This is a genomic window from Rhizobium sp. BR 317 (genome assembly GCF_047445835.1).
GTDB classification, from domain to species: Bacteria; Pseudomonadota; Alphaproteobacteria; order Rhizobiales; family Rhizobiaceae; genus Rhizobium; species Rhizobium paranaense.
Genome location: NZ_JARWLB010000003.1, coordinates 192,544 through 205,552, shown reverse-complemented (window position 1 = coordinate 205,552; position 13,009 = coordinate 192,544). Strand labels below are relative to the sequence as shown.

General features: G+C 60.4%; 9 protein-coding genes. 4 read left to right on the top strand and 5 right to left on the bottom strand.

Annotation, left to right across the window (positions count from 1 at the left end; translation table 11 throughout):
* Positions 1-108: 108 nt before the first annotated feature.
* The 3 genes from QD357_RS06035 (at position 109) to QD357_RS06025 (ending at position 2,402) form a co-directional block, all read left to right on the top strand.
* Positions 109-882, top strand: a complete 774-nt coding sequence (locus QD357_RS06035) for an amino acid ABC transporter substrate-binding protein (RefSeq protein WP_107109835.1) — start codon at positions 109-111, stop codon at positions 880-882.
* An 81-nt stretch (positions 883-963) separates the two neighbouring features.
* On the top strand, positions 964-1,644 hold the full coding sequence (locus QD357_RS06030; protein ID WP_107109955.1) for an amino acid ABC transporter permease: 681 nt from the start codon (positions 964-966) through the stop codon (positions 1,642-1,644).
* Positions 1,641-2,402: an amino acid ABC transporter ATP-binding protein gene (locus tag QD357_RS06025; RefSeq protein ID WP_107109836.1), complete on the top strand. Its 762-nt coding sequence runs from the start codon at positions 1,641-1,643 to the stop codon at positions 2,400-2,402. Before QD357_RS06030 ends, QD357_RS06025 begins: the two co-directional genes overlap by 4 nt.
* 116 nt (positions 2,403-2,518) lie before the next feature.
* Here the strand turns inward: QD357_RS06025 and aidB are convergent, their stop codons facing one another.
* From aidB to QD357_RS06010, 3 genes are all read right to left on the bottom strand, one after another.
* Complete coding sequence (aidB, locus tag QD357_RS06020) at positions 2,519-3,340, bottom strand: AidB family quorum-quenching N-acyl homoserine lactonase (RefSeq protein WP_107109837.1); 822 nt, start codon at positions 3,338-3,340, stop codon at positions 2,519-2,521.
* An 82-nt stretch (positions 3,341-3,422) separates the two neighbouring features.
* Positions 3,423-6,884 carry a pyruvate carboxylase gene (pyc, locus tag QD357_RS06015; protein ID WP_107109838.1) on the bottom strand — a complete coding sequence of 1,154 codons (3,462 nt, stop codon included), beginning with the start codon at positions 6,882-6,884 and terminating at the stop codon, positions 3,423-3,425.
* A 118-nt stretch (positions 6,885-7,002) separates the two neighbouring features.
* A complete protein-coding gene (locus tag QD357_RS06010; protein WP_107109839.1) occupies positions 7,003-7,743 on the bottom strand; it encodes a helix-turn-helix transcriptional regulator in 741 nt (246 codons plus the stop codon).
* A 367-nt stretch (positions 7,744-8,110) separates the two neighbouring features.
* Between QD357_RS06010 and QD357_RS06005 the strand changes: the two genes are divergently transcribed.
* The gene (locus QD357_RS06005) at positions 8,111-9,880 is read left to right on the top strand and encodes a glucan ABC transporter ATP-binding protein/ permease (protein WP_107109840.1); all 1,770 of its coding nucleotides are present in this window, start codon (positions 8,111-8,113) and stop codon (positions 9,878-9,880) included.
* 448 nt (positions 9,881-10,328) lie between these two features.
* Here the strand turns inward: QD357_RS06005 and QD357_RS06000 are convergent, their stop codons facing one another.
* Positions 10,329-11,420, bottom strand: coding sequence for a porin (locus QD357_RS06000; protein WP_107109841.1), 1,092 nt, complete (start codon positions 11,418-11,420; stop codon positions 10,329-10,331).
* A 343-nt stretch (positions 11,421-11,763) separates the two neighbouring features.
* Positions 11,764-12,978 carry an OpgC family protein gene (locus QD357_RS05995; RefSeq protein ID WP_107109842.1) on the bottom strand — a complete coding sequence of 405 codons (1,215 nt, stop codon included), beginning with the start codon at positions 12,976-12,978 and terminating at the stop codon, positions 11,764-11,766.
* Between the last annotated feature and the right edge of the window lie 31 nt (positions 12,979-13,009).

The window sequence follows — 13,009 nt, the reverse complement described above, 5'->3', positions numbered from 1 at the left end:
AATATTCGCAATTGCCGATTTCTTTTGCAGTTTTCTACGCTTCACTGCCCTAGATTTTCTGCAATGTATTCATCATCGATTGAACCGATCAAGAAACGGAAGAAAACAATGAACTGGTTGAAGACTGTCGCCGCTGCCGCCCTCGTTCAGGCTGCGTTCCTGCTGCCCGCCCATGCCGGCGATAACCTGAAGGCGATCCAGTCCGCCGGCGTCCTGAAGGTCGGCACGGAAGGCACCTATGCTCCCTTCACCTATCATGACGAAAGCGGCAAACTCGTCGGCTTCGATGTCGAGATCGCCGAAGCGGTCGCCGGCAAGCTCGGCGTCAAGGCACAGTTTCTGGAAGGCAAGTGGGACGGCCTGATCGCCGGCCTCGACGCCAACCGTTACGACACCGTCATCAACGAAGTCGGCATTACCGATGCCCGCAAGCAGAAATATGATTTCTCCGATCCCTATATTGCTTCCAAGGCCGTGCTGATCGTCAAGGAAAGCAATAGCGACATCAAGGACTTCGCCGATCTCAAGGGCAAGAAGGCCGCGCAGTCGCTGACCAGCAATTTCGGCAAGCTCGCCACGCAGTCCGGTGCTGAACTCGTCGGCACGGATGGCTTCGACCAATCGATCCAGCTCGTGCTGACCGGCCGCGCCGATGCCACCATCAATGACAGCCTGTCCTTCTTCGATTTCAAGAAGCATAAGCCCGATGCGCCGGTGAAGATCGTCGCCCAGCAGGCCAATGCCGATTATTCCGCCGCCATCATCCGCAAGGGCGAACCGGAGCTGCAGGCTGCCATCAACAAGGCGCTGGCCGACATCAAGGCCGACGGCACCTATGCCAAGATTTCGCAGAAATACTTCGGCCAGGACGTTTCGAAGTAATAGGCATAGACGCCAAATTGTGAAAAAGATGCGTCCGGACCCGTTTCCGGACGCATTCTCTTATTGAAAGGCCGCTTTTTCGTGCAGCACTGGTTGCAATTGTGGTGGGAGTCTCTGGGCACGCTGCTTTGGGCGGGGCTCGTCTTCACCATCCCGCTCACCCTGATCACTTTCGTTCTCGGCTTGCTGCTCGGCCTGCTCACCGCCGTCACGCGGCTTTTCGGCCCGCGCCCGCTCGTCGCCGTTGCACGCTTCTACGTCTGGGTGATCCGCGGCACGCCGCTGCTGGTGCAGCTCTACGTCATCTTCTACGGCCTGCCGAACATCGGCATCCTGCTCGACGCCTTTCCGGCCGCTGTGATCGGCTTCACGCTGAGTGTCGGCGCCTATACGTCGGAGATCATCCGCGCCGTGATCTCCTCCGTTCCGAAGGGACAATGGGAAGCCGCCTATTCCATCGGCATGAGCTGGCGCCAGGCGATGAGCCGCACCATCCTGCCGCAGGCTGCGCGCGTCGCCGTGCCGCCGCTGTCGAACACCTTCATCTCGCTCGTCAAGGATACGTCGCTTGCCGCGGCGATCACCGTGCCGGAGCTGTTTATGGCAGCACAGCGTATCGTGGCAACGACCTATGAGCCGCTGATCCTCTATATCGAAGCGGCCCTGATCTATCTTGCCATGAGTTCTGTCCTGTCAATGCTACAGGTCTCTCTCGAACGCCGTTTCGCCCGCTATGGCGGCACGCTGGAGGCGCAGACATGATCGAGCTGTCGCACATCGAAAAACGCTTCGGCGATAATGTCATCCTGAGAGACATCAGCCTGCTCATTCCGGAAGGCACCGTGACGGCGCTGGTCGGCCCTTCAGGCGGTGGCAAGAGCACGCTGCTGCGCTGCATCAACCTTCTGGAAATCCCAACGGCCGGCATGATCCGCATCGGCGAGGAAACGACCACCTTTCAGCCGGGCAAGAAGATCGGCTGGCAGGATATCCAGAAAATTCGCCGCCAGACCGGCATGGTCTTCCAGAATTTCCAGCTCTTTCCGCATCAGACGGCGATCGAAAACGTCATGGAAGGTCTGGTGACCGTGTTGCGCTGGCCGGCCGAAAGGGCGCGCGACCGCGCCGTCGAGCTTTTGACCAAGGTCGGCATGGCGCACAAGATGGATGCCTGGCCCTCGACGCTATCGGGCGGGCAGCAGCAGCGCGTGGCGATCGCCCGTGCGCTTGCCCCCTCGCCCCGCGTTCTCCTCTGCGACGAACCGACTTCGGCGCTGGACCCCGAACTCGCCGCCGAAGTCGTCGACGTTCTCGGCCGGCTCGCCAACGAAGGCACGACCATGGTGATGGCAACGCACGACCTGCGCCTCGCCTCGAAGATCGCCACCAGCGTCGTCTTCCTCGAGGCCGGCAACATCGTCGAAACCGGCCCCTCCCGCACCCTCTTCGGCGCCCCCACACAGGAGCGCACGAAGCAGTTCATCTCGACGCTGAATGCGGGGCACAGCTACGATATCTGAGGGAAAAACCCTCGCCCCATCGGGGATCCGAAGGGTGGGTTGAGACCCGTGGCTCGACCCCGGTATGGGTCGCGTGGAACGCGTGGGGTGAGGGGGCAGGAAAAGGGCCAAGTATGTCACACCGGCAAGATTTGGTAGCCCTCGGAGACCCGCTGTACGCGACCGAAACCGCTGATGTGGCCACCGGCGATGATCCATCCTTCGCGGGCAGCATTTTCCAGTGTTGCTTGGCGAGTTTGCGCCGCCATCTCGGGGTCGACATCGAAGACCAGCCCGATCTTTGGATCACCGGGTTGAAGATCTTGTAGGTGCAAGGTGTCGCCCCAGATCAAGAGAGCGTTGTCCTCGCCACGAACCAGATATCCGGTGTGACCGGGAGTGTGGCCCGGTAGAAGACGCGCCTCTATGCTGGGGAACACCGGACCTTCCGGAATCGGCCGCACCCGCGATCCATATACGCGCTGGAGCTGTTCGGCCGCCTTGAAGCCACCCCGCCGCGCCTCCGGCGTCGCCTGCCGAGCCGCCGGATCGGTAAAAAAGGCGAAGTCGCTCTCCGGCACGAACACATCGGCATGAGGGAAATACGGGGTATCTCCATCGAGCAAGCCGAGAGCATGGTCGCCATGGATATGGGTGATCAATATACGCTGGATCTGGTCCGATGTGATTCCAACCTCATGCAGCGCAGATCGCGCGTGACCATATTGAGGTCCCCACGATGTCCCGGTGCCGGTATCCACGAGAATGATACCGTCGGCGCCCCGCAGGGCGAAACAGTTTACATCCACCTGAAGCGTCGGTTTTCCCCACGCGTCGATGGCGCGCTGCCGTGCAACGCTGCCATCTGTATGGATCAACACATCCGCTGGCGCTTCGAAGACGCCGTCACGCAAAAGGATGACGTCATATTGCCCGAAGCGATGAGAACTGATTGTCATCGATGGGATTTCGTCTTCAATTCCGCATTCAGAGAAGGGGCAGGCTCAAAGAGCTGCCCCTTCCTTGTTTCGCTATGGACGTTCAAGCCCCGTAAACCACCAGCAGGTCCTTGGCGTCGATCTGGTCGCCGGCGCGGACGAGGACTTCGGCGATGGTGCCGTCTTTCTCCGCATGCAGGGCCGTTTCCATCTTCATCGCCTCGATGGAGACCAACACGTCGCCGGCCTTGATCTCCTGGCCGGGTGTGACGAAAACCGTCGAGATGACGCCCGGCATCGGTGCGCCGACATGGGCGGCATTGCCGACTTCGGCCTTGCGGCGGATGGCACTGCCCGACGCACCATGGGCACGGTCCGGCACCTTGATGCGGCGCGGCTGGCCGTTGAGTTCGAAGAACACGGTGACCATACCCTTGTCATCGGTGGCCGTCATTGCCTGGTTGACAATGACGAGCGTCTTGCCCTTCTCGATCTCGGCAAACAGCTCGTCGCCTTCCTTCAGACCGTAGAAATAGGCAGGCGTCGACAGGACCGACACCGGACCATAGGTATCGGCGGCCAGCGCATAGTCGGTGAAGACCTTCGGATACATCAGGTAGGAGGCGAATTCGAAGTCGTCGACCTTGCGTTCCAGCTTGGTCTCGATGACCTTGCGTTCGGCATCGAGATCGGCTTCGGCAAGCAGCGAGCCGGGGCGGACCGTATAGGGCTTCTCCCCCTTCAGCGCCTTCTTCTGCAGCGCTGCCGGCCATCCGGACGGCGGCTGGCCGAGATCGCCCTTCAGCATGGAAACAACCGAATCCGGGAAGGCGATGTCCTTGGCGGGATTTTCGACATCGGCAACCGTCAGGTCCTGGGACACCATCATCAGCGCCATGTCGCCGACCACCTTCGAGGACGGCGTCACCTTGACGATGTCGCCGAACATCTGGTTGGCATCAGCATAGGCCTGCGCCACCCGATGCCAGCGGGTCTCGAGACCGAGCGAACGCGCCTGCTCCTTGAGATTGGTGAACTGGCCGCCCGGCATTTCGTGCAGATAAACTTCCGAGGCCGGTCCCTTGAGGTCGCTTTCGAAGGCCGCATATTGATGGCGCACCGCCTCCCAATAGAAGGAGATGCGACGGATCCATTCGGGATCGAGGCCCGGATCGCGCTCGGTGCCCTTGAGCGCTTCGACGATCGAGCCGAGGCAGGGCTGCGAGGTGTTGCCGGAGAGCGCATCCATCGCCGCATCGACCGCATCGACGCCGGCATCGACCGCTGCCAGTACGGTTGCGGCTGCAATGCCCGAGGTGTCGTGCGTGTGGAAGTGGATCGGCAAGCCGGTCGCCTCACGCAGCGCCTTGAACAGCACCTTGGCCGCAGCCGGCTTCAAGAGGCCGGCCATGTCCTTCAGCGCGATGATATGGGCGCCCGCCTTTTCCAGCTCGACGGCGAGATCGGTATAATATTTCAGGTCGTATTTCGGGCGGGCGGAATTGAGGATATCGCCGGTGTAGCAAATCGCTGCTTCACAAAGCTTGTTCTCCTCGGCAATGGCATCCATCGACACGCGCATGTTTTCGACCCAGTTCAGGCAGTCGAAGACGCGGAAGAGGTCGATGCCGCCCTTGGCCGCCTGGCGGACAAAATATTTGACGACATTGTCGGGATAGTTGGTGTAGCCGACGCCGTTGGCGCCGCGCAGCAGCATCTGCAAGAGCAGGTTCGGCGCACCCTCGCGGATCAGCGACAGGCGCTCCCACGGATCTTCGGTCAGGAAGCGCATGGAGACGTCGAAGGTGGCGCCGCCCCAGCATTCCAGCGACAGCAACTGCGGCAGAGCGCGCGCATAGGTGCCGGCGACCCGGGCGATGTCGAAGGTGCGCATGCGGGTGGCAAGCAGCGACTGATGGCCGTCGCGCATCGTCGTGTCGGTCATCAGTACACGCTTTTCGCCGCGCATCCACTCGGCGAATTTCTGCGGGCCGAGCTGATCCAGACGCTGCTTGCTGCCGTCGGGAACCTTACCGTCGATATAGGGCAATACCGGCTCGGCCGCCTTCGGCGACGGCGCCGGCCGGCCGCGGGCTTCCGGATGGCCGTTGACGGTGACGTCGGCGAGATAGGTCAAAAGCTTGGTGGCGCGGTCCTGACGCTTGACCTGCTGGAACAGCTCCGGCGTCGTGTCGATGAAGCGCGTCGTATAGCTGTTATCCTTGAACTTCGGATGGGTGATGATCGCTTCGAGGAAGGTCAGGTTCGTGGCGACGCCGCGGATGCGGAATTCGCGCAGCGCGCGGTCCATGCGGGCAATCGCTTCCGACGGGCTCGGCGCCCATGCCGTCACCTTGACGAGCAGCGGATCGTAATAGCGGGTGATGATGGCGCCGGAATAGGAGGTGCCGCCGTCGAGGCGGATGCCGAAGCCGGAGGCCGAACGATAGGCGGTGATGCGGCCGTAATCCGGAATAAAATTATGCTCCGGATCTTCCGTCGTCACGCGGCACTGCAGGGCATGGCCGTTGAGGCGGATGTCCGCCTGCTTCGGAACGCCCGATTCCGGCGTGCCGATGGCGAAGCCGTCGAGGATATGGATCTGCGCCTTGACGATATCGATGCCGGTGACGACTTCGGTCACCGTATGCTCGACCTGGATGCGCGGATTGACTTCGATGAAGTAGAATTTGCCGGTATCGGCATCCATCAGATATTCGACGGTGCCGGCGCCGACATAGTTCGTGGCTTCAGCGATCTTCAGCGAATAGGCGGCGAGTTCCTGGCGCTGCGCTTCTGTGAGATAGGGTGCCGGTGCACGCTCGACGACCTTCTGATTGCGGCGCTGAACCGAACAGTCACGCTCGAACAGATGCACGACATTGCCGTGCGTGTCGCCCAGCACCTGGCTTTCGACATGGCGGGCGCGCTCGACCAGCTTTTCCAGATAGACCTCATCCTTGCCGAAAGCGGCCATCGCCTCGCGCTTGGCTTCGGTCACTTCCTTGGCGAGATCGGCCTTGGAGCGGATGACGCGCATGCCGCGGCCGCCGCCGCCCCAGGAGGCCTTGAGCATGACCGGATAGCCGATCGCCTCGGCCATCTTGGCAACCTCCGCCATGTCATCCGGCAGCGGCTCGGTGGCCGGCACGACGGGAACGCCGACCGAAATCGCCAGATTGCGGGCTGCCACCTTGTTGCCGAGCTGGCGCATCGTATCGGCGCGCGGGCCGATGAAGATGATGCCGGCGGCATCGCAGGCATCGACGAATTCCGGGCTTTCCGACAGCAAGCCGTAGCCGGGATGGATGGCATCGGCGCCGGACAACTTGGCGACGCGGATGATCTCGTCGATCGACAGATAGCTTTCGATCGGCCCGAGATCGCGGGCCAGATGCGGGCCGCGGCCGACCTGATAACTTTCATCCGCTTTGAAACGATGCAGCGCGAGTTTGTCTTCCTCGGCCCAGATGGCGACTGTTTTTATGCCGAGCTCATTGGCCGCGCGGAACACGCGGATCGCTATCTCGGAACGGTTGGCAACCAGGATCTTGGAAATGGGCAATGCGCTCTCCCTCACGAAGCCGAAAGCGGGCCATGCTGCACCCGCGAAGGGAATTCTTAACTTCTTGTCACAAGAAGTTCAATTTCCCCTGCGACATCCGACATCAAAATAGTTGCCATTACGGAATAAGTCCGTTTCTGAACGCGATGGCAACGATATGCTGGCGGTTTTTGGCGTTCAGCTTGTCCTGGATGCTGTTCATATACCAATCGACCGTGTGATTGGAGATCTTGAGCATCCGGCTGATCTCCATGGAGGTCATGCCTTCTGCCAGAAGATTCAACACCTCCGTCTCGCGCCGCGTCAGCTTGACGTCGATTGTAGACGGCTGTTCCAGCGAATGCGCTTCATTGCGCAGCTCCAGTAGCCGCCAGAAGGCTTTTTTCGCCACCGCCTCGAACAGGGAGATTTCGACGGGCGACAGGTCGACCACGTTGCCGCCGATCGTCATGCTGCCGAGCAAGCCGCTGCGTCCATAGATGGGGAAGATGTAGCCATCGATCAGCCCGTTGGCGCGGGCATCGGCCATCATCTGCTCCATGCGCCGGCGCAGCGGATCGCCCTTCAGCGCCGACATGGCTTCGCGCCAGCGAAAAGGCCGTTGCGCCCGGCCGAGATAGCGGATGGTAGGGTCGACAAGCAGGTATTTCTTGGAGACATAAGTGAGGGGCCATTTGTCGGGCCAGCGCCCGGCCAGCATCACCGTCATGGGGTCCGTATTCGGCCGCGGCTGCTTCAGCAGACCATAGAAATCGAACTTATAGGACCTAAGAACCAGCTCCAGTTCCGCCACGACATTCTTGGCAAGCTTGCATTCTTCAATGACCACAAGCAATTGTATTAAGGAATGAATATTCACATATACCCCCTGGCCTAAAAGCCTGGTCGTTCGTCAGCAGATGCCGCCCGCATTTCCCGCGAGCCTCCGAGGCGGCTGATGGCGCGCAAACATAATCGGATCGAAATTAAATTAAACGTCTTTGGCGAAAAATTTTGTGATCAACCCTGAATAGCAACCACATCGCCGCCCGACAATGCCATGATATAAACTATTCTCAAATTGTCGCATTTTCCTGACAACCGATTGCACGCCCCTGCAGCACCCGGCAAAACGCCAAAAAATTCGCCTGAAAAAACAGTGTAGGATTCCGTTAATCGCCGGTTCAGGAACCAATCTGTAGCATCCGAGCATTCCGTATTTCGCAGATGCACAGAGGGTGCCAGACGTGTCGCTGTTCAAAGTCTATGCAAGAGCCCTGAAGTATCTTGGCGCGTATCGATATCGCGTCTGGATGGTTGTCATTGCAAACATCGCATTGGCGATGACGACTATTTACGAGCCGGTTCTGTTCGGCCGCATCTTCGACGCCATTGCCAAAAAGCAGGCTGCGGCGCCGACGATGATGCTGTGGGCTGGTTTCGCCGTCTTCAGTGCGGTTGCCTTCATCGTCGTTTCCCGCGAGGCGGATCGTCTTGCCCATGGACGCCGCGCCTCGCTGCTGACCGAAGCGTTCAGCCGCATCATCTCCATGCCGCTCTCCTGGCATAGCCAGCGCGGCACGGCGAGTGCGTTGAACACGCTGCTGCGCGCTTGCGAAGCCCTCTTCGGTCTGTGGCTCGAATTCATGCGCAACCATCTGACGACGGCAGTCGCTCTCATCGTGATGATCCCGACCGCCATCGCCATGGACCTGCGCCTGTCGGCCGTTCTCATCCTGCTCGGCGTCTTTTACTGGATCATCGGCCGTCTGGTCATGAACCGGACGAAGGATGGCCAGACCTCGGTGGAGAGCCATTACAATACCGTGTTCTCGCACGTCAGCGACTCGATCAGCAACGTCTCGGTGCTGCATAGCTACAACCGTATCGAAGCCGAAACCAAGGCGTTGAAGTCCTTCACCGAACGACTGCTCGCCGCCCAGTATCCGGTTCTCGACTGGTGGGCGCTGGCCGGCGCGCTGAACCGTACGGCTTCGACCGTCGCGATGATGGCGATCCTGATGATCGGTACGCTGCTCGTCCAGGACGGCAGCCTGAGCCTCGGTGCGCTCATCACCTTCATCGCTTTCGCCAACGTGCTGATCGGCCGTCTGGAACAGCTCCGCAACTTCGCCAACCAGATCTTCGAAGCACGCGCCAAGCTAGAAGACTTCTACACGCTGGAAGATTCCGTCCGCGACCGCGAAGAGCCGGCCGGCCTTGCTGAAATCAAGGACGTCAAGGGCGAGGTTGAGTTCCGCAACGTGTCCTTCGGCTTCGGCAATACGTCGCAGGGCCTGCGCAACATCAACTTCACGGTGAAGGCCGGTCAGACGGTCGCCATCGTCGGCCCGACCGGCGCCGGCAAGACGACGCTGGTCAACCTGCTGCAGCGCGTCTTCGACCCGCAGGACGGCCAGATCCTCGTCGACGGCAATGACATCACCAAGGTGACGCGCAAGTCGCTGCGCCGCTACATTGCCACCGTCTTCCAGGATGCCGGCCTGCTGAACCGCTCGATCAGCGACAACATCCGTCTCGGCCGCGAGGGCGCGACGGAAGAGGAAATGGTTCGCGCTGCCGAGGCGGCTGCCGCCAATGACTTCATCGAGAATCGCGAGAGCGGTTACGAGACCCGGGTCGGCGAACGCGGCAACAAGCTCTCCGGCGGCGAGCGCCAGCGTATCGCTATTGCCCGCGCCATCCTCAAGGACGCGCCGATCCTCGTGCTCGACGAGGCGACCAGCGCGCTCGACGTGGAGACCGAGAACCGGGTCAAGGCGGCGATCGACAATCTGCGCCAGAACCGCACGACCTTCATCATCGCTCACCGCCTGTCGACGGTACGCGAGGCCGATATCGTGCTCTTCCTCGACAACGGCCGCGTCATTGAAAACGGCAGCTTCAACGAGCTCAGCCAGAGCAACGGCCGCTTCGCCGCCCTGCTCCGCGCCAGCGGCATCCTGACGGACGACGAAGTCCGCAAGGCACACGCAACGGAAAACGAAGCCGCCTAGCATTTCGCAGGGGCCTAAAGATCGAAGCCGGGAGAGTGATACTCTCCCGGCTTTTTTGTTGCCGAATTTTCGCCAGACGGCATTTGTCAGGCGAGCGCGTTACCGCCGCAGCTTTGTGCCTGGCCCCTCACCCCAACCCTCTCCCCGCTTATGCGGGAGAGGGAGCTTACCGAGCAAAGTCAGCACATTTAGTCCATGGCACAGAGCGTGCCCCAAACACGGAACTGGTCCCCTCTCCCCGCAAGCGGGGAGAGGGCTAGGGTGAGGGGCTCTGCCAAATACCCGGGCCATACCCAAAAACAAGAAAGGCCCGGCAGGGAAAACCGGGCCTTTCTCCTTCTCTGATCGGAGGTCAAATCGGTAGTGGCGTCAAGCTGGAGTTACGGCCGACGTCAAACCGGTAGTGACGGGTCAACCTGGTTATGACCAAGGTCAACCCGGGATCAGATCAGAACTTGCGTTCGAAGCGAAGCACGCCGGCCCACTGGTCCTTGTCGGCCGCATCCCAATCTGTGTAGGAGACTTCCGGCTCGATCAGCAGGTCCTTGACCGGACGCCAAGCGACGTTGGCGGTGGCGGCAAAGATCTTCGAGTCGGTATAGGCTACCTGCGCATTGGCCTGCAGCTTCGGCGTCAATTGATAGCTGGCGCCGGTCCAGAAGGCCCAGTCGCCCCAGCCGCAATCCGCACCATTGGTCGGGCAGGCAGAACGGTTGCTGTTGAGGTAGGACCCGGCATACTTGTTGAGCTTGTCGCCGTCCGTGTTCCAGCCGCCCATCAGGAAGGCCTTGAAGTCACCGAAATCGGCATCGATACGCGCCTTGATGGCGCCTTCCTCGACAATGCTGTCATAGCCGCCGATAACCCGCAGCGTCCATGCACCTGCCTTGTAGCCAGCGCCGGCGACAACGTCGGGAGCATAGTGATCGGCCTTGCCGGTTCGCCATGCGCCGCCGTAGGAGGAGGTGTCGGCGGACGAGTTGGAATCTTCCAGCGAGATCACCGCCGTGAAGCCGTTGCCAGCATCATATTTGTAGGTGAACTGGTTGAGTTCCTTCGGGCCGTCATAGACGACGTCGTCGTTGATGACGTTGCCGGCATAGCCCATGTAGAGATTGTACTGCGAGTCGAGCTTACCGACGGTGAAGCCGGCGAGGCTGATATTGGCCCACAGCAGCTTGGTGGAGGTGCTGCCGCCTTCTTGCCAGTCCCAACGGTAGACGGTGTTGGTCTTCAGCGGGCCGTATTCGGTATCGCTGGCCGTGTCGATGTAGAGCTCGGCGCGGGTGTGCCAGAGCGTACCGTTCCTGCTGTTGGCGTTGTAGGCATCGTACCACTCGCCTTCGGTACGGACGCGGCCGCCGATCTTGAGGCAGGTTTCGGTGCCCGGAATAAAGAAGTAGCCGGCGCCATAGGCGTCGCAAATGCGAACATATTGAAGCGGTTCCGGTTCGGCGGCCACGATGGCGTCAGCCGCCTGCGCCCCCGATACGGCGGCCAGGGCGGCGGCCGAACCGAGAAGAAGACTTCTGATATTCATAGATTACTCCAATCCAGTATCGATTGGGCATGAGTGATCGCGCCGAGAATTCGACGTCCCTACCCCATTCCCGTTTTGACAATCCCCACGAATGCGTCGCGTCCGTTTGGACGCGTATAGCGCCGGGGTGACGGCACTCCCCGAGCGCCCTCACAAACCGGATGTATGTAATTCAATTTTGCACAACAAGATTTTGAGCAATAGAATCTTTGCTGCAGCGCAATGAGCCGCCATTGCGTTGCAGAAAGATCACGTCACACTTCGTTCACATAGCGTCGCAAATCGAATTACCGATATAAATCAGTAAATTATTCGTTGTGGTACCAAATGGCCGCAGAGCCGACTATCGGCGCTTTTCGATTTGCACCGGCAGCGGAATGCTCGCGACAGACGTTGAAAGCGGCCGGCGGCTGGCGCCATCCAGCCGTTTGTGCTCGAGATAATAGGCATAGGCGAACTGCGCGACGAGGCCGACGATGACATAGGCACCGCCGACGGCCGGGTCCTTGTCGGTGACGTAGAGGATCACCTGGCCGGCCATGGCGAGAATCGTGCCCGCAACGAAGATGCTGAGGGAATGCCGCCCGAGGATTGCCAACGGATGATCGGCGGACCGACGCAGCAGCCGCGAAATGGTCGGTAGAGTGATGATGAGATAGGCAAGCGCCAGCACATGCAGCAAGCGCGGCAGCGACAGAAACGTCTTGTCGAAACCGGTGACGACCGTCGGCAGGCCGAACGCCGCGAGATGATCGCCCAGCACCCAGAGCTTGTCGGTGACCCAGATGAAGGACAGGATCACATAGGCGAGCGATAGCGCAAACAGGACCGGATTATAGGATATCCGGCCACCGCGCTTCACATGCATGACGGCAACGAAGCCGATGACGAACAGGAACTGCCAGGAGAGCGGATTGAGGAACCAGAAGCCGTCCAGCAGCATGGTGTGCGGCGCGATCTGATAGATGCCCGCGACCAGCCAGACGCCAGCCGAAACCGAAAGCAGAAGCAGCGGGCTTCGCGCCTCCAGCACCATGATCAGCGGCAGCATCAGGAACAATGCGCCATACATCGGCAGGATGTTGTTGTAACCGATCTGGTGTCCGAGCAGCAGCAGGGCGGCAATGCCGCGGGCGGGATCCATCAGCACGGCGAGGATGTTCACCTCGCAGAGCAGGCCCGCATGCCGGAATATCCAAGCGCCGGAAATGAACAGCACCAGCGTGATGAAAGTGGTGATCATGTGCGCCGTATAGAGCGTGAAGGCGCGCCTGACCGCTTTCCAGGCGATCGACAATCGGTTGCCGGGCTTGAACCGCGTGCCGTAGGCAAGACCGACGGAGATGCCAGAGATCAGCACGAAAGCTTCCGCCCCATCGGAGAAGCCGAAATTCTTGGTGGTCAGCCGCTCAAGGAACTGACCGGGCACATGATTGATGAAGATCGTGATCAGGGCCAAAGCCCTTAGAACATCCAGTCTGGTATCCCGCTGCGCCCCTGGCATCGGCAAGCGCACCGGACTTGCCGAGGCTAGATCGATATTCGCCCTGGAATTCATGGATCTCTCCTGTTCCGACAATCAAATGCGA